This is a genomic window from Ruegeria sp. CDSC021, from assembly GCF_059610845.1.
Map to the genome: position 1 here is coordinate 168,746 of NZ_JBXWOK010000007.1, position 17,409 is coordinate 186,154.

The window sequence follows — 17,409 nt, forward strand, 5'->3', positions numbered from 1 at the left end:
GGTGTTTCACGGCCCTTACCGGACATTCACCCTTCTATCGGAATGGTGCAGCGCGGCCCGTCGAAGCGAACAGCCAACTCACGCGGGGAAAGCTCACTTTCCTTCAGGGCCAGATCCCTGATCTTCTCGCGCACTGGCGTGGGAATGCGGTTCCAGACCCGTGACGGCCGGGGGCAGCGGTCTTCAAGCGCCTCAGGACCACCGGAAAGATATTGGTCGTACCAGCGTTAGAATGTAGTCATCGGGATACCCAGCTTTTCCAAAGTGCGTTTGGTCGGCAGATGGGATTGTTCGACCAGCTGGATGATCTCCAGCTTCTCAGATGCGGGGTATCTCATTCGTCGTCGTCCCCATCCGCGATCATGCTTTTTTTGAGAAGCCGCAGCTCAAGGGCCTGTTCAACAACAACCTCCTTCAGATCGCGCGCCTCACGGCGCAGATCCTTGACCTCGGTTGATGTCGCAGCACGTGCCGTGTCGCCAGCCAAACGTTTCTTTCCGGCTTCCGGGAACTCCTTGGACCAGCTGAAATACAGGCTCTGAGCAATGCCTTCGCGACGACATAGCTCTGCAATGCTGTCCTCGCCCTTCAGGCCATCCAGAACGACCCTGAACTTCTCTTCGGCAGAATACTGTTTGTGCGTCGCGCGGCGGATGTCTTTAACAACCTTCTCGCCGTGGCTCTGCTTGGTTCCGGGTTTCTTTCCCATCTCCACTCCTTGGCGGTTACGATGAGCCAGAAACCCTCTCTTATCAAATCAACCTAAACTGTCCCATTGGCGCTGACGTCAGACACTCAGTTAAGTACGCTAAAGAGTGCTGCGTTGAGTGCCCTGATCTTGCTTTTCTTGCCGGTGGCAGAAAAAGCAGGGGAGTCACGAATTTGCCAGATGTTGTACGACGTATGAGTGACCAAAAGCTAAAACTAAGCTGCCATCAGACAACCAGCTTCGCCTGCGATATCGACTATGCAGTCATCGCCGGTCTGAATGCGAATTGCCGGACTTTCCCCTCCGAGTTCCAATTTGGGTGAGGTTAACCAGAACGCGCATTGCCACGGCGTCATTTCACGTGGCAGGGCTTTCAACACTTTTTCCATCAAAGGAAGCGGGGTTCCATCCTCAGCAAACTGGAAAGATGGATAGGCGTTGGCCCCTTTGTAAGGCAAAGAAAGTACCTTCCCGGTTCTTGTCCAGATATCGGCTATCCGCGTGATTTGCCAGGAGCCATTTTGCCATTGTGCGTGCACGCCGGCATCGTCCAACAACGGATACTCAAGCGCAAAATCATCCATCCGGATGTCATTGACTGCGCTACAATGTCCCTCGAAACTATGCAAATACATCTACTTACTCACCGAACTCACTAACAACTCATGAAACGATACTGACAAGAAATCGTTCTAGCCAAAGTTAAGAAGTTCACATTGGGCGAATTAAACTTCAGCTAACCTCGCTATTTTAACCTAGCGCGCTGAAATTATTGTTGGTTTGCTTACAACGGCCCGCCGTACTGATGCTCATAAAACCAGTTCTGAATTCGTGGCTTTGTTACTCATTGGGGTAGTAATCCTCACAATTTGAGGGCATTGGCCATGGATCTACCGAACCAATCTCTGGTTTGTGAGTGATCAACATCTACGTATTGGACAAAGCCGCCAGTCACTCTGTCAAGTGTTGGAAACGAGTACCGAGCGTGGCCTCTCTTTTCTACGAACACGATCCTCTTCGTCTGACACTCCCGCAAGAAGACTAACAGTCCTGATCCTAAGATTAGCGTGACACAAAGCGCGCCGGGGAGGTTTTGCATTTCCACGGACCTAAATTCCTTTCTCTGGTCACAATACGGACTGACCATTCCAAAAATTCCCTACCGCCACCTTGAATTTCTGGGCCAACCATTCCACATCTTGCTCATGAGCAAAGAAACTCTCGCAGTTGGCGACATCAAATCACCCGCAGGCCCGGGTAGGCCTCGCGCCTTTGACGAAGCTGAGGCTTTGGAAAAAGCCTTGTGCGTTTTTTGGCACAAGGGCTACGAGGCCGCATCTGTGGATGATCTGACCAAGGCCATGGGTTTGAGCCGGTCCAGCTTCTATGGAACGTTCGTCAACAAGCAGACTTTATTTCACAAAGCCCTCAGCCACTATTCCAGGCGTGGTTTGAATACTCTGCGCGACGTCGCGGACGCGGGCGGGGATGATCCCGTTGGTGCGATAATGGAAGCTTTGGCGAACCCGCAAGGAGGTCGTGACGGCTGCATGCTTATCAACTGCCTGACGGAACTTGCTCCGCAGGATGATGAAGTAGCGGCTCTCGGGCGGCACCATTTGGAGAGTATTGACGAGATTATTGCGAGAGCGCTTGAGCCTTCGGATCCGGGACAGGTACTCGACAAGGCACGCGCCTTTGCCTCCCTTGCAATTGGCACGCTAGCCTTGCGCAAGGCGGGCATTCCCTCTGAGCAGATTTCGCAAACCCTGAAACAAGCCCGGTTGGTGATTTCGCCATAAGGCCTCCCGCCACAACAAGGAAATGAAACCTAACACAAACTCAATCAAGAGACAGTGACCCTAATATTGGACTGATTGGTCCAATAATATCTGAACGAAGTTTACCAAGAAGGAAGCTGCAATGGCTGATGAAAAACTGTTCTCCGGCATCAAAGCTGGTGCAATCGAGCTGAAAAACCGCGTTGTCATGGCGCCACTGACCCGCAACCGGGCAAGAGCCGAAGATGACAGCGTCCATGAATTGCAGACCAAGTACTACGTGCAACGGGCGGGTGCTGGATTGATCATCACGGAAGCTTCGCAAATCTCGCCCCAAGGCAAAGGCTATGCCTGGACACCTGGCATTTATTCCGAAGCACAGATCGACGGCTGGAGAAAAGTGACTGAGGCCGTCCATGCTGAGGGCGGCAAGATCGTGATCCAGCTTTGGCATGTGGGCCGGATTTCGCATACCAGCTTACAGCCGGATGGTGGTGCCCCTGTTGCACCATCTGCGATCGGCGCTAAGGCCAAGACCTTTGATGGTGAGCAGTTCGTCGAAACATCCGAGCCGCGGGCTCTGGCCGTCGAAGAAATTGCTGGCATTGTTGCTGACTACCGGAGGGCCGCGGAAAACGCCAAGGAGGCCGGTTTCGACGGTGTCGAGGTCCATGCAGCCAACGGATACCTTATCGATCAGTTCCTGCGGGGCGAATCCAACAAGCGTGAAGACGAATACGGCGGTCCTGTCGAGAACAGAGCACGGTTTCTGAAAGAGGTCATGGACGCAGTTGTTGACGTGTGGGGCGCCGACCGTGTTGGTGTCCGCCTAAGCCCGTTCTCGGACGCCAACAACATCTCCGACAGCGACCCGCAGGCGACATTCACTCATGCGGTCAAATTGCTGAATGGGTATGGGCTGGCCTATCTCCATCTTGTGGAGGGGCAGACCGGCGGCCCCCGCGAAATTCCGGAAGGTGGCGATCTGAAGGCGCTCTATGAGTTGTTTGACGGTGCGAAAATGGGCAACAACGCTTATGACCGAGACATGGCGATTGAAGCGGTTGAAACCGGAGCCGTCGATCTGGTGGCCTTTGGCCGGCCGTTTATTTCCAATCCTGATCTTGTCAACCGGTTGGAGAAAGGCGCCGCTCTGAATGAGCTCGATCCAACCACGCTCTACGGCGGCAATGAAAAAGGGTACACCGACTACCCGGCACTGGAAGAGGAAGCTGTTGCTGCAGAGTGATACATCGCTCTTAACTCCGTAGTGACAAGCAATACCAAGCAAAGTGAGCGCGTCGGTTTGGACGCGCTCACTTGGCAATTACGGAGATATCCATTCTTGAAGCGAGGATCTATCACAAGCCCTCGAAAGAACTGCTTCCCTATGATCAGGGTCGAATATTTCCAATAAGAATTTACTCTTGATTGAGAAACGCCCGGCTTTAGTTGAAGAAGATGTGTGGTGACTACGATCAATTGAGCGCGTTTCTCGAACCGCGCAATGTTATGGGCAAATCGTGCAAACTTGTGCGCAAAAGTCTTCAATTTTTGTGAGTAAAATCGATGGCGGCGATGCAGCGTTATGAGAACACCTACAATTTTTATGGGTGCGCGCCAATTTGCAGTGTCAGAACCCCTGCGCCGCGTTTGCACGTGATACGCCACGGAACTGCGCGGTCTTGGCCCGCGACTGATCTCCATGTGTTTTGACCGGTTATTCTGACGTGGACGTCTGCGCGACGTAGTCTGCTATCGCAGCGCGGCTGCCATGTCTCCAGATCTTGGTCAGCCAAAAAGAAAAGTCCTGACCAAAGCGGGTTTCACGGCCAATCTCGCCGTAATATTGATCCTGCTCGATCCACAGTTTCGGATCATCTCTGGACGCCAGCGCGATGTGCTGAAGAGCGTCCCAATGGGGGTCGTTTGGCGCAATTTCAGACCCATCCTCGCGCCTGCCTGCACACATCCGGCACCAGAATGCCTCGGCCAGGGCCAGCCCGCTGGGGGCAGGGCCCGAGGCAACTGCGTCACGCAGCGAAGGCAGCAAGAACCCGGGATGCCGTGAGGATCCGTCAAACGCGACACGGCGCGTGGTGTCATGGATGGCGGTGTTTGCAAATCGCTTTTCGACCAGATCAAGATATTCACTTGGTTTAGCGCCGGGGACAGCAGCGACATGCGGGAGGATTTCTTCTGCCTGAACTTTAGCGAAAAACGCCAGGATATCAGAGTCCTGCATGCATCGTGAAATCGTCGGGACGTTCAGGATTTCTCCGACATTCGCAAGCAGCTGATGACCGCCGTTCAAAATACGCAGTTTCATCGTCTCATAGCTATGAACATCGTGGGTCAGTGTGGCGCCGACTTGTTCGAGCGGCGGACGCCCTGCGCAAAAATTGTCCTCGATCACCCATTGGCGAAAGTTTTCATGTGAGACAGGGACGCGGTCATCGATTCCAAGTCCGTGGCATTGCGAAACAACCTGCTCTGTCGTAGCGGGTACAATGCAATCCACCATCGAATTGGGAAATGCGCCATATTGGTCGATCCATGTGGCTAGATTCGGGTCAGACATACGCGCCAAACCAACAATGCAGTTTCGCAGGATCACCCCGTTGCCCTGAAGGTTGTCGCAGCTGAGTGTGGTAAAGGGTTTCAAACCCTCCTTCTTGCGCTGTCGAAGAGCTGCAACAATGGCGCCAAACGCGGTTCGCGGCTGGTCTGGATGGGCGGCATCGTATCGAATGTCTTCGTGATCGGCGTTGAACGCGCCGGTATTGGCGTCCAGAAAATAGCCGCCCTCGGTCACTGTAAGCGACACAATCCGGATGGACGGATCGGCCATCTGTCGGATCAGCGTCGCATTGCCCTCTTCGATTGGCAGGTAGTCGATCATGGCTCCGACAATTTCGGCGGATATTCCCTTTGGGTCCAGCTCGATCAGTGTTGTCAGACAGTCCTGCGCCAGCAACCTCTCTCGCATTTCGGCATCATAGCTGCGGACACCGGCCCCGATGATCGCCCAGTCCAGTGCTTGGCCCTGTTGCATCAACTGGTGGATATACCAGGCCTGATGCGCGCGGTGAAAATTGCCCAGCCCGATATGGACGATGCCGGGTTTCAGGTCTGTGGGCAGGTAATTCGGTGTCCTGACAGTCGCAGGCATATCTGCAAGGCTGTCGCGCCGCAGCCGCACCGGGGGTTTTGCGTTTGCCACAGGATCCATCAGCTCATCCAGTTCCCGCCGTCGACATTGTAGGTTTGCGCGACGATATACTGCGCCTCATCTGAGGCCAGAAACACGGCCATTCCGGTCAGGTCCTCGGCACGGCCCATCCGTCCGTGCGGCACCGCTGCGGCTACTTCGCGTTTCTTCTGCCCGGGCTCTTTACCCTCATGCTTTGCAAAAAAGGCGTCCACACCATCCCAGTGTTCGCCATCGACAACACCCGGAGCGATGGCATTCACGTTGATGCCGTGTTGGATCAGGTTCAGCCCTGCAGATTGGGTAAGCGAAATGATAGCGGCTTTGCTTGCGCAATAGACGGCGACCAGAGGCTCGCCCCGTCGTCCGGCTTGCGATGCCATGTTGATGATCCGGCCTTTGGTCCCGTGTTCGATCATGTGGCGCGCGACGGCCTGCATCGTGAACAGGGCGCCTGAGACATTGATGTCGAAAACTCGGTTGTAGTCGGTGCGCTCGATTTCGATGATGGGTGCTGCGGTAAAGATGGCAGCGTTATTGATCAGAATGTCGATGGGACCGAAATGTGAAGCCGTCTTTGCCACCGCGGCATCGATGCTCTGCTGGTTGGTCACATCCATCTCGATAGCCAAAGCGGCCTCACCGATTTCGGCGGCCGCGGCTTGCACGCGCGCGCCGTCAATGTCGGCCAGCGCGACACGGGCCCCTTCGGCAACATAGGCTTTGGCAAAGGCCAGTCCGATGCCACGCGCGGCCCCGGTGATCAGGGCGGTTTTACCGACCAGACGTGTCATTCGATCCGCAGGCCCTTTGCGTCAAACCGATGGATCACATCCGCGCGTGGCGTCAGATAGATACGGTCGCCGTGGTTGAAGCCAACTTCACCCCCCGCTCGTACGGTGATCGTGTCCGCAAGGCCGGTTTCGTGAATGTGGAAGAACGTGTCCGAGCCCAGATGTTCGGAAACCCCAACCACCCCGGACCAGGTGCCGGAACTGTCGGATACCTCCAGATGCTCGGGGCGGACCCCGATCGTATGGGCGTCATGTTTCGCGGCCTCTTCGCCCGCAATGAAGTTCATTTTGGGTGAGCCGATAAAGCCCGCGACAAACAGGTTTCGCGGAGTCTTATACAGCTCGAGCGGGCTGCCCACCTGTTCGATCACACCGGCCTGCAGCACGACGATCTTGTCGGCCATCGTCATCGCCTCGACCTGATCATGGGTCACATAGATCATCGTGGTTGCAAGACGCTTGTGTAGCTCGCTGATTTCAAGCCGCATTCCAACGCGCAAGGCGGCGTCGAGGTTCGAGAGTGGCTCGTCAAACAGAAACGCCGCAGGCTCACGTACGATGGCGCGGCCAATGGCAACGCGCTGGCGTTGACCGCCGGACAGTTGGCCCGGTCGGCGATCCAGGTAATCGGTCAGGTTCAGAACATCAGCAGCGCCTTCTACGCGGCGGTCAATCTCGGCCTGGTCCAGCTTGGCCATGCGTAGCGGGAACGCGATGTTCTTGCGCACCGTCATATGCGGGTACAGCGCGTAGGACTGGAACACCATCGCCAGACCGCGCTTTGCGGGCGGCACATCGGTGGCATCCGCCCCGTCAATGTCGATATTGCCCGAGGTGATATCCTCCAGCCCGGCAATCAGCCGCAACAAGGTGGACTTGCCGCAGCCCGAGGGGCCGACGAAGACAGTGAACTCGCCATCTTGAATGGTCAGGTCCAGCGGCGGAATGACTTCAACGTCGCCAAATTTCTTGGTCACGGATTTGAGTTGAATGCGTCCCATGCGGAGTTTTCCTTATTTCACGGCGCCGAAGGTCAGGCCGCGGACAAGTTGTTTCTGGCTGAACCAGCCAAGGATCAGGATTGGTGCGATTGCCATGGTCGATGCCGCGCTTAGTTTGGCAAAGAACAGGCCCTCGGGGCTGGAGTAGCTGGCGATGAAGGCCGTCAGCGGTGCCGCGTCAACCGCGGTCAGGTTGAGGGTCCAGAACGCCTCGTTCCAGGCGAGGATAAAGTTCAACAGGATGGTCGAGGCGATACCGGGCACCGCCATCGGCGTCAGCACATAGAGGATTTCCTCTTTCAGCGTTGCCCCGTCCATGCGGGCGGCTTCCAGGATCTCGCCGGGGATTTCGCGGAAATAGGTGTAGAGCATCCAGACAATGATCGGCAGGTTGATCAGCATCAGAACCACAACCAGACCTGCGCGACTGTCCAAAAGCCCAAGCCGGATGAACAGCAGGTAGATCGGGTATAGAACACCGACCGCAGGCAGCATCTTGGTGGACAACATCCACAGCAGGATGTCCTTGGTGCGTTTTGATGGCACAAAGGCCATCGCCCAGGCGGCGGGCACCGCGATGATCACGCCCAATATGGTCGAACCACCCGCGATGATGACCGAATTCCACAGGAACCGCATATAGTCCGAGCGTTCCTGAACGATGGCATAGTTTTCCAGCGTCCAGTCAAAGTTCAGAAACAGCGGCGGGCTGGCGATGGCCTGTGCTTCGGTTTTGAAGCTGGTCAGGATGGTCCAGAGGATCGGGAAAAAGATCAGCAGACCAACGGCCCATGCCAGGGCGGTGTTAAGCGACTTGCGACGGGGTGTAACTGAGCGGCTCATATCGTTACCTCCTCACGCGTCCAGGTTCTTGCCGACGATGCGCATCAGGAAGATCGCAACGATATTGGCAAGGATGATTGCATAGACACCTCCGGCTGATCCAAGGCCGACGTTCTGGCCCTCTAGCACGCGCTGGAAGATCAGGTAGGTGAGTGTACGGGTGCCGAAGGCGCCGCCGGTGGTCACGAAGATTTCGGCGAAGATCGACAACAGGAAAATCGTCTGGATCAGGATCACAATGGTGATCGCGCGGCTTAGATGCGGCAGGATGATATGGTAAAAGCGCTTGAGCGGCGGCGCGCCGTCCATTTCCGCGGCCTCCAACTGTTCACTGTCCAGCGACTGGATCGCAGTCAGCAGGATCAGCGTCGCAAACGGCAGCCATTGCCACGATACGATCATGATGATTGACGTCATCGACGCCTCGGATAGCCAGGAAACTGGCTCAGCCCCGAAAAAGCGCCACAGATGAGCCAGCAACCCGTTGACCGGGTCCATGAACATGTTTTTCCAGACCAATGCGGAAACGGTCGGCATCACAAAGAACGGTGCGATCACTAGGATGCGGACAACGCCTTGGCCCCACATCGGCTGATCCAGCAGCATTGCCAGAAGGATGCCCAGAACAACCGTGATGGCAAGCACGCCGCCGACGATCATCAGCGTGGCCTGAACCGCGGGCCAGAAGGAACTGGAGGAGACGAACCGGACGTAGTTGTCCAAGCCGACCCATCCCAGATCACCGCCGCGCAGGGGCAGGTATTTCTTGAAGGAAAAATACAGCGTCATCGTCAGAGGCACGAGCATCCAGCCAAGAAGCAGGATCACTGCAGGTGCCATCATCAGGCGTGCAACTGATCGGGAATGTTGAGTAGCCATGACGCAAAACCTCTCTGTTCAGGCATAGCTCAGCCTGCGAGAAAAACGCGAGTTGTGGAAGGGTGAAGCGGGGGACAGACCTCTGTCCACCCGCTGGGAAGGAGGCCTTAGTAGCCTGCGGCTTCCATTTCTTCGGCAGTGAAGGCTTGCGCTTTGGCAAGAGCTTCTTCTACCGTTTGCTGCCCGGCATAAACTGCTGAGAACTCCTGGCTCACCTGCGTGGCGATACCTGCGAATTCCGGGATCGCTGCAAACTGAATACCAACGTAAGGCACTGGCTTTACAGTTGGATTGTTCGGATCAGCCGACAGGATCGAGTCCAATGTCATCTTGGCGAACGGAACCGCCTGATAGTCCGGATTTTCGTACAGCGACGTACGTGCACCCGGAGGCACGTTGGCCCAGCCTTCGTTTTCGGCTACGAGTTCGATGTAGTCTTTGGATGTTGCCCACTCGATGAACTGTTTGGCCGAGTCTGCCTGTTCCGTACCAGCCGGAATTGCCAGAGCCCACGCCCACAACCAATTCGAGCGCTTGCCAAGCCCCGTGTCGGGTGCAAGTGCAAAGCTGACGCTATCCGCGACTGTCGAGTCTGTCGGGTTGGTCACGAAAGAGGCCGCAACCGTTGCGTCGATCCACATGCCGCATTTGCCCTGCTGGAACAACGACAGGTTTTCGTTAAATCCGTTAGTGGCGTAACCTGCGGGGCCGGACTCGTTCATCATACCTACGTAGAAGTTCAACGTGTCAGCCCATTCAGGCTGATCGAACTGCGGCTTCCAATCTTCATCAAACCAGCGCGCACCAAAGGAATTGGACATCGCTGTGATGAAAGCACCGCCTTCGCCCCAACCAGCCTTGCCGCGCAGGCAGATACCGTTGATATCAGCGTCGCGATCGGTCATCGCAGCAGCCGCTTCGCGGATGAACTCCCAAGTCGGAGCATCCGGCATTTCCATACCCGCTTTTTCCATCAGGTCAGTGCGATACATGATCATCGAGCTTTCGCCGTAGAACGGAGCCGCGTAGAGCGTTCCATCATGGCTAAGGCCGCCTGACATGGCGGGCAGGATGTCACCTACGTCGTATTCATCCGACAGCCCGTCTAGGGGAACCAACCAGCCGTTCGCGCCCCAGATCGGCGTCTCGTACATACCGATGGTCATGATGTCGAATTGGCCACCTTTGGTGGTGATATCCGTTGTCACGCGCTGGCGCAGCACGTTTTCTTCCAACGTAACCCACTCGACATCGATGCCGGTCGCTTCGGTGAATTTATCGGTATAGCCCTGCATCCGGATCATGTCGCCGTTGTTCACGGTCGCTATTGTTAAGGTATCCGCTTGGGCTGCTGCCGTGGCGACGAAAGTCATTGCTGTCGCCGCACGAAGTGCGTTCTTGAGATACATCCCTGTCCTCCCTGAGCTTGGATGTTGTTTGGACAGGGTAAGGGGAAAATTGTCGCGGCGTCAATAAAAACTTTACGCGCGTTAATTTTTGATCATGCGGAGTCTCTCAAAACAAGTCGTGCAGGAAACAGTGTTTCCGTCCTCTCGTTAAATTTCCCTCCATTTTCAATGAGTTCAAAGAGAGTTTCGACGCTGCGCCCCGCTACATTGTCGTAGTCATGGGCGGCCGTTGTCAAAGACGGGCAGGTAAACCTTGAGAAGGGATGGTCATCGTTTGAAGCGACCCGCAACGCGCAGTCTTTCTTGCGACCGACCCGAATCCCTTGTTCGTAACATGCCGAAAGAAACCCGATTGCCAGGCGGTCGTTGCTGCATAAAACCGAATCCGTTTTCAGCTCTTGCCGCTCCAGAACTCCGGCGGCTCCATGTTTGCCAATCTCTTCAAATGCCCAACCCTGGCCGTCGATACTAATGACATGTGGTTCAAAGCCGAGCTGTTCCATCACTTCAATATAGGCGTGGCGCCGCTTATTAGCATTGGGGTTCGCTGGCGTTCGCATCTCAAAAAATGACGGCGGTTCGCCGGTGCGGGTCATGTATTCGACGGTTTGTGAGACGAAACTGAAATTGTCCGACCCGATAAAGGCCGCGCCCAGGCCTTCGAGATTACTGTCAAACAGGACGGTCGGCACATTGGCGCAAAACTTCTCGATCGCTGACCGATCCGAGGTGCGCCCCAAGGGCGCCAGCAGCACTCCAGCAGGCTTCATGGATTTCAGGCCGTCGAGAATTTCGATTTCCAGCTTGGGATCACCATGCGAGCTGAACAGCGACGGGCGATACCCCGCAGCAATACAGCTTTGTTCCAGATAGCGCGCGATTTCGGCAAAGAACGGATCGGCAAGATAGGGAACCACGATGCCGATATTCTTGGTCAGCTTTCGGTTCTGGTTCACCGCATAGATGTTGGGGCGATAGTCGAAGCGCTCAAGCGCCTCTTCGATGCGGAGCCGTGTTGTGGGTCGAACGCTGTCCGGATCCTGAAAATACTTCGATACGGTAGGCCGAGAGATGCCGCTGAGGGCCGCAAACTCTTCCATGTTCCTGATCTTCGTCATGCCAGTCTGTTCGTCCGCCTTGATCTTATCATAGTTTTACATATTCTTTGCGCGCGCAAAAAAATCAATAGCCTGGCCGGTGACACCAGAATTATACAGGGCAAGGGGTGTAAATGTATCTCGGGATCGACATCGGAACCTCAGCGGTCAAGCTGGTCTGCGCGGATGCGGGGCGAATTCTTGCGACCTCTTCCGTGGGGATCGGGACGTCGTCGCCACAGCCCGGCTGGTCCGAGCAGAACCCGGAGATTTGGTGGCAGGCGACCCGCGATGCGTTGGGCCTGCTTGCTGGCGAAATCTCCCTGTCGGATGTGAAAGCAGTCGGATTGTCGGGGCAGATGCACGGGGCCGTGCTGTTGGACCGCGACCAATGCCCCATCCGTCCGGCAATTCTGTGGAATGACAGCCGCGCGGTCCGCGAATGCGACGACATTCGCGCGGCACAGCCACAGGTTGGTCACATCGCAGGCGTCCTGCCTTTGCCCGGCTTTACGGCCCCCAAGATTGCCTGGCTGAAACGGCATGAACCGCACAATTATGCCCGACTCTCCCATATCCTGCTGCCCAAGGATTATATCGGCCTGCGTCTGCATGGAGAGCTGGCAACCGATACTTCCGATGCCGCAGGAACAATGTGGCTCGATCAGGCTTCACGCCGCTGGCATACCGGAATGGCGGAAGCCACGGATGTCGCTGTTGACTGGCTGCCGCAGATGTTCGACGGCCACAATGTCGTTGGCACGGTAACAGTTCGGGCTGCAGCTGAGACCGGATTGAACTCCGGCGTGCCTGTCGTGGCCGGGGGAGGGGATGCGGCAACCGGTGCGGTGTCATTGGGCGCAACCGAACCTGGACGTGGGTTTATCTCGTTGGGGACATCCGGTCAGTTGTTTGTTGCGGATCGTAAATACAAGCCCAACCCCGAACGCTATGTCCATGCGTTTGCGCATACATTGCCCGACCGCTGGTATCAAATGGCGGCGATGCTGAACGGGGCAAGGCCCATTTCGTGGATTGGTGATCAGCTGGGGCTGTCTGCTGCAGAGATTGTCGGGCTTGCAGAAACCGTCAGTGGTGATCGCGTGCCCATATTTCTGCCCTACCTGACAGGTGAGCGCAGCCCCCTGGGGGACCCGCATATCCGAGCCTGTTTCTTTGGCCTTGAGGACGCCACAACGCGTGCCGAGATCTGCCGCTCGGTGGTCGAGGCAATTGCCTTTTGTTTTGCTGATGCGGCACAGAGTTTTGGCGACACCATTGGCAGTTTGCCAGAGCTTGCAGCGATTGGCGGGGGCAGTCGATCTGATCTGTTGCTGGGTCTGATTTCAGCCGTAACCGAGAAGCCCATAGTGCGATCAGTGGGGGCGGAATCCGGCCCGGCCTATGGTGCCGCCCGGCTGGCGGCCTGTGCTGACGGTGCGCTGACCATAGCTGATCTGGCCGAGCAACCTGCGACGACGGACAGGTTCGAGCCTGTTGAAATGTATGCGTTATTTGAACGCCTGGGGCGGTTTCGGCGGCTTTATACTGCCGTTAGCACCGTGGACTGATCGCCCTCTCAGCTAAGGTCTTTGAACATGAAGGTTGTTGGTTCCAGCCGATCATTTTCCGGGCTGCGGCAGTAGTTCGGAATCTCTCCGGCAATTTCAAACCCAAGGCTTTGATAGAGGAGGAGCGACGGGTCCGTGCTGCGCGTGTCCAGCACCAAAAGGGACCGCCCCAGTTCGCGTGCCCGCGCCTCAACCGCCGCCATAAGCGCCCGCCCAATGCCCCGCCGTCGCGCGCGGGGATGAACAAGCAGCTTGGATACGTCGGCGCGATGCGCTTGGTTGGGCATCGCGGCAGGCACCAGCTGTGCGGTGCCGACAATCCGTTCGCCATCACGATAGACGAATATCTCGGCCGCGCCGGTCTGGATGTTTGGCCAGACATGGGACTGCCAATAGCGCTGCGCGTCGTCCGACGGAAATGGCTGAATGAACCCGATACTCGCCCCGTCATGCACGCAGGCGTGCAGTATCTCTGTCAGGTCATCCAGAGCGTTGTTCAGGTCATTGGCTGTCAGTCGCGATATCATATCAGCACCATCAAATACCGCGCACCGCGCTCGGCGTGGGTTTCGAAACGTGTCGGGCCAGACAGGTGATAGCGCAGGCAATCCCCGCTGGTCAGATGATGCGCGGTTCCATCCACGGTCAGGGTCAGGCCACCGTCCAGCATGATCAGGTGATGCTCCTGCCCGTGTTTTGGCGGCGTGTCATAGGTGATCACAACGCCAGGGGGCAGATGGCCTTCCATGACCTCTCCGCTCAGGCCCGCGGCCGGAGGGGAGACGGACCGGCGGGTAAAGCCGGTTTCGGGGTCGCGCCATTCGGGTTGATTTTCGAAGGGAACGCGCGGGGCGAAACTGTCCTCGACCATCATCAATAGGCGCGACATCGGCAGCCCATAGGCGGCACATAACCGGCCCAGAGTTTCCGCGGTGGGGCTGACATCCCCCTTTTCCATACGCGACAGGGTGGCTCGGCTGACACCGCTGTGTTCCGCCAACTGATCCAGCGACCATCTCCGCGTTTGGCGAAGATGATTCAGGTGGTTTGCAAGGCGGTCGGATAGGGTATCAGGCATAGCTCGTATATGGGAAACATTTCCGTATATGAGATTATTGACCAGAAAACATAACTTCACAATAGAAAAAGGGCGCAGAAAACTGCGCCCTTCTGCTCGATAGAATGAAAGATTACTTCCAGCCGGCCTCGTTAAAGATCTTCTGTGCCTCGGGGATGTTCTTGGCAACCTCGGACAGGTTGATCTCGTCGGCTTTGAACTCACCCAGCGCTGCCACGTTATCCGCAAGGGCGACGCCTTCGACCGCCGGGAATTCGTCATTGCCATTCGAGAAATAAACCTGTGCCTGATCGCTGGCGAGGTATTCCAGAAACTTGATCGCGTTGTCCTTGTTCGGGGCATTTGCGGCAACGCCAGCACCGGACAAGTTCATATGTGCGCCTTCGGCGTCTTGTGCCGGGAACTGGACGCCGATCATGTCAATCTCAGCGCTCAGGCCTTTGACGTCTTTACGCATTGCACGGGCAAAGTAATAGGAGTTCGAAACGGCGATCTCGCATTCACCCGAAACAATGCCGCGCAGCTGGTCAGTGTCGCCGCCTTGCGGTTCGCGCGCCATGTTCGCGACCATGCCTTCGGCCCAGGTCTTGGCGGTTTCCGCGCCGTGGTTTGTGATGATCGAGGCCAGCAGGGTCTGGTTATAGGTGTTGCTGGACGACCGGATGCAGACCAGACCTTTGTATTCGGGCTTGGCCAGATCCAGATAAGACGCGGGCGGGTTGGTCACATCGGCCTTGTCAAAGAAGATGATCCGCGCGCGCTGCGAAAAGCCGTACCACTGGTTGTCTTCGTCCTGCAGGTTGGCGGGAATACGTTCTTCCAGAACCGCGCTTTCGACCGGCTGCAGGATACCTGCGTTCTTGGCGCGCGCCAGACGCGAGGTATCAACGGTCAGCAAGATATCTGCGGGTGAGTTCGCGCCCTCGGCCTCCATCCGAGCAATCAGCTCGTCCGCTTTGCCTTCGATGCGGTTGATGGTGATACCGGTGGCCTCTTCGAAATCGGAATAGAGGCGTTCGTCAGTGTCGTAGTGGCGCGAAGAATAAAGGTTCAGTTCGCCCTCGGCAGCGGCAGAGGTCGCGATCAGGGCCGTCAGGGCGGCGGCAACGCAGGTAGAGGATTTCAGCATCATGTGTCCCAACATTGAAAATCGGCGCGGGTAATAACCCGACTGAAATGGTCAATTAAACGATTCTCAGGGGGATGCAAGAAATTCCGACAAAATTAGTTGGTCAAATCACCGCCAACATGTCGCTGGCTCCGACCAAGTGGTGCAGCACAGCGGGGCCTTAGGGTCGGCAAAGCCCATCCTGGCTACGCCGTCATGGCTGGCCTAGTCGTGTTGATTTAAAAACTGAAAGATCGAGAGACGCTGCTTAGCGCTTTCTCTGTCTTTTTTCAGGTTCAGGTGGAGACGGGTCCGGGACAGGTGCGGGGGCCGGCTCAGGGTCCGGGTCGTCGGTCAACACCGGTTCTTTTTTCAGCATGACCTGTGTGACAGCTTCCATGTATTTCTGCAGCAGGACCGGCGGATCGGCCGGGGCCAGTTTGATGGTCAGCCTGCTTGCGCCTTCTTGGCTGTAAGCATAGCGCGAGGAATAGCTGGCATTGACCTGCGCTGCGACAGGGCCCCAACCACCTTTGACCGAAGCGCTGCCCGCTTTTTCGGTTTGCTTAGTCATTGAGATCGCCATTTTGACCTCAATTTCGGCTTCTTGCACCGCGTAGAATGCGGGTAGAAAGCCCATGGAAACCAAACTGAATTCTTTGGGGGGGCCATTGGGATTGGACAGGTCCGGAAGCTGGATCTTCTGATCGGCCATATATTTGGCGACATCTGTAGAATGTCGATCCAACTCGGTCTGCGACTCGGCAACGGAAAGCGCAAGCTTTTGAACCATTTCCGCAAACGGGACGTTTAGCAGTTCCTGCCCGATACTCATTTCCAATCTCCTCTGTTAATTCAGTCTTTCTCAATAATTTGCGTGGCGGTCCGCCTCCTGACGGAAAAAGTGACCTTGGAAGCGTTCTGGCTGATCGCCTGTTTTCGGGCATTCGTCGCGATTTGGGCTTTGGTGCCGTCCTGACCCAACCCAACAACCGCTTCGACTTTGACGTTGTCGATGGTGAAATCACTGCTCCCATCAGACCCGGCGAGGATCTGTTCACCCAGGGCTTGCGAGAATTCCTGCGCGTTGACGACCTGTGTGTCAGGATCGTCCGCTCCCATTGCCGCGCGGCCCTCGGCCATCGGGTTCATCACCGGGTTACCCGCGCCCATCAACATGCCGCCGCTGCCTTCTTCCAGATCGTCGATCCGTTCTTGGAGGTCGTTGATCGTCTCGAGCAGCGCGACTTCGCGCGCCTCCATTGCCGTCATGCGGTTTTCAAGTGACTGAAGCAGAGTGGTGAATGCCTCGGGCATCTCGGTGACGCGGACATCTATGGGCGCTCTTTTGGGGGCTTTGACTTTCTTAGTTGCCATCATTGCCATCCAAAGATCTGCTCTCATCTACGGGACCGGGCGCGAAACGCATTCGCATCGTGGACGCGCTTTTGGAATCGAGCGTGTCTGTCTGAGTCAGCTTCGGGCCAAAAATAAAGGTGCCAATCCTGCTGCGTTGGCCTTCTTCGGTGGAACTGCTCATCTCCATGACGACCTTCAGTTCCACATCGACATCCTGCATGTGATAAAAGACCGGCGGGATGCCAAGATCGCGCAGTTCCTGGGGGTAGTTCTTCAGCGCTTTCAGCTGATCAATGCTAAGCTGTTCGGCCGCCTGGGCCACACTGCGGCCTATATCGGCTACCATGTCGGTCAGAGTTGTTCCGAATATCTTGTCCAGATCATCGTTGGCCAATCCGACCTCCCGTCATAAAATCACGGAAAGCGTAGCACGAGATCGCCCTATCACAACGTTGAATCTTAGAACCGAACTTTCTGAGCGAATTCCTGCAGTTCCGTCCGCATTATATCTGGTTGAAATGCCGGACAAAAAAACCGCACCCGAAGGCGCGGTTCTTTGAATTCAGTAT

General features: G+C 56.3%; 17 protein-coding genes and 1 pseudogene. 3 read left to right on the plus strand and 15 right to left on the minus strand.

The window, feature by feature from the left end; all coding sequences use genetic code 11:
* Window positions 1–50: 50 nt before the first annotated feature.
* Both AC2FGB_RS12875 and AC2FGB_RS12880 read right to left on the minus strand, forming a co-directional pair.
* Window positions 51–709 (minus strand): annotated as a pseudogene (locus AC2FGB_RS12875) (transposase); the annotation flags it as partial.
* 215 nt (window positions 710–924) lie between these two features.
* Entirely contained in the window at window positions 925–1,293 is a 369-nt protein-coding gene (locus AC2FGB_RS12880; RefSeq protein ID WP_142639554.1) for a hypothetical protein, read from the minus strand.
* 621 nt (window positions 1,294–1,914) lie between these two features.
* Here AC2FGB_RS12880 and AC2FGB_RS12885 point away from each other — a divergent pair.
* Both AC2FGB_RS12885 and AC2FGB_RS12890 read left to right on the plus strand, forming a co-directional pair.
* On the plus strand, window positions 1,915–2,511 hold the full coding sequence (locus tag AC2FGB_RS12885; protein ID WP_281995997.1) for a TetR/AcrR family transcriptional regulator: 597 nt from the start codon (window positions 1,915–1,917) through the stop codon (window positions 2,509–2,511).
* 121 nt (window positions 2,512–2,632) lie between these two features.
* On the plus strand, window positions 2,633–3,739 hold the full coding sequence (locus tag AC2FGB_RS12890; RefSeq protein WP_496694122.1) for an alkene reductase: 1,107 nt from the start codon (window positions 2,633–2,635) through the stop codon (window positions 3,737–3,739).
* A gap of 471 nt (window positions 3,740–4,210) precedes the next feature.
* On the opposite strand, the gene AC2FGB_RS12895 is transcribed toward AC2FGB_RS12890, so the two are convergent.
* The 7 genes from AC2FGB_RS12895 to AC2FGB_RS12925 all read right to left on the minus strand — a co-directional run bounded on the left by AC2FGB_RS12895 (window position 4,211) and on the right by AC2FGB_RS12925 (window position 11,745).
* A complete protein-coding gene (locus tag AC2FGB_RS12895; protein ID WP_496694123.1) occupies window positions 4,211–5,722 on the minus strand; it encodes a mannitol dehydrogenase family protein in 1,512 nt (503 codons plus the stop codon).
* Window positions 5,722–6,495, minus strand: coding sequence for an L-iditol 2-dehydrogenase (locus AC2FGB_RS12900; protein ID WP_496694124.1), 774 nt, complete (start codon window positions 6,493–6,495; stop codon window positions 5,722–5,724). The genes AC2FGB_RS12895 and AC2FGB_RS12900 overlap by 1 nt, the downstream gene beginning before the upstream one ends.
* The gene (locus tag AC2FGB_RS12905) at window positions 6,492–7,496 is read right to left on the minus strand and encodes an ABC transporter ATP-binding protein (protein ID WP_142639543.1); all 1,005 of its coding nucleotides are present in this window, start codon (window positions 7,494–7,496) and stop codon (window positions 6,492–6,494) included. Before AC2FGB_RS12905 ends, AC2FGB_RS12900 begins: the two co-directional genes overlap by 4 nt.
* Before the next feature lie 12 nt (window positions 7,497–7,508).
* A complete protein-coding gene (locus AC2FGB_RS12910) occupies window positions 7,509–8,339 on the minus strand; it encodes a carbohydrate ABC transporter permease (protein WP_142639541.1) in 831 nt (276 codons plus the stop codon).
* A 12-nt stretch (window positions 8,340–8,351) separates the two neighbouring features.
* Window positions 8,352–9,218: a carbohydrate ABC transporter permease gene (locus AC2FGB_RS12915; protein WP_142639539.1), complete on the minus strand. Its 867-nt coding sequence runs from the start codon at window positions 9,216–9,218 to the stop codon at window positions 8,352–8,354.
* Window positions 9,219–9,325: 107 nt separating this feature from the next.
* Window positions 9,326–10,627, minus strand: coding sequence for an ABC transporter substrate-binding protein (locus AC2FGB_RS12920; RefSeq protein ID WP_142639538.1), 1,302 nt, complete (start codon window positions 10,625–10,627; stop codon window positions 9,326–9,328).
* Between the two features lie 92 nt (window positions 10,628–10,719).
* On the minus strand, window positions 10,720–11,745 hold the full coding sequence (locus AC2FGB_RS12925; protein WP_271951883.1) for a LacI family DNA-binding transcriptional regulator: 1,026 nt from the start codon (window positions 11,743–11,745) through the stop codon (window positions 10,720–10,722).
* Between the two features lie 113 nt (window positions 11,746–11,858).
* Here AC2FGB_RS12925 and xylB point away from each other — a divergent pair, with 113 nt between their 5' ends.
* On the plus strand, window positions 11,859–13,295 hold the full coding sequence (gene xylB, locus AC2FGB_RS12930; RefSeq protein ID WP_496689816.1) for a xylulokinase: 1,437 nt from the start codon (window positions 11,859–11,861) through the stop codon (window positions 13,293–13,295).
* An 8-nt stretch (window positions 13,296–13,303) separates the two neighbouring features.
* Here the strand turns inward: xylB and AC2FGB_RS12935 are convergent, their stop codons facing one another.
* The 6 genes from AC2FGB_RS12935 to AC2FGB_RS12960 all read right to left on the minus strand — a co-directional run bounded on the left by AC2FGB_RS12935 (window position 13,304) and on the right by AC2FGB_RS12960 (window position 17,234).
* Entirely contained in the window at window positions 13,304–13,822 is a 519-nt protein-coding gene (locus tag AC2FGB_RS12935; protein WP_281973692.1) for a GNAT family N-acetyltransferase, read from the minus strand.
* Complete coding sequence (locus AC2FGB_RS12940; protein WP_271951877.1) at window positions 13,819–14,373, minus strand: helix-turn-helix domain-containing protein; 555 nt, start codon at window positions 14,371–14,373, stop codon at window positions 13,819–13,821. The genes AC2FGB_RS12935 and AC2FGB_RS12940 overlap by 4 nt, the downstream gene beginning before the upstream one ends.
* 112 nt (window positions 14,374–14,485) lie before the next feature.
* Complete coding sequence (locus AC2FGB_RS12945) at window positions 14,486–15,502, minus strand: Fe(3+) ABC transporter substrate-binding protein (RefSeq protein WP_496694125.1); 1,017 nt, start codon at window positions 15,500–15,502, stop codon at window positions 14,486–14,488.
* 247 nt (window positions 15,503–15,749) lie between these two features.
* The gene (locus tag AC2FGB_RS12950; protein ID WP_271951874.1) at window positions 15,750–16,316 is read right to left on the minus strand and encodes a hypothetical protein; all 567 of its coding nucleotides are present in this window, start codon (window positions 16,314–16,316) and stop codon (window positions 15,750–15,752) included.
* A 20-nt stretch (window positions 16,317–16,336) separates the two neighbouring features.
* Window positions 16,337–16,858 carry a hypothetical protein gene (locus AC2FGB_RS12955; RefSeq protein ID WP_142639525.1) on the minus strand — a complete coding sequence of 174 codons (522 nt, stop codon included), beginning with the start codon at window positions 16,856–16,858 and terminating at the stop codon, window positions 16,337–16,339.
* Window positions 16,848–17,234: a hypothetical protein gene (locus AC2FGB_RS12960; RefSeq protein WP_271951870.1), complete on the minus strand. Its 387-nt coding sequence runs from the start codon at window positions 17,232–17,234 to the stop codon at window positions 16,848–16,850. Before AC2FGB_RS12960 ends, AC2FGB_RS12955 begins: the two co-directional genes overlap by 11 nt.
* Window positions 17,235–17,409 lie beyond the last annotated feature (175 nt).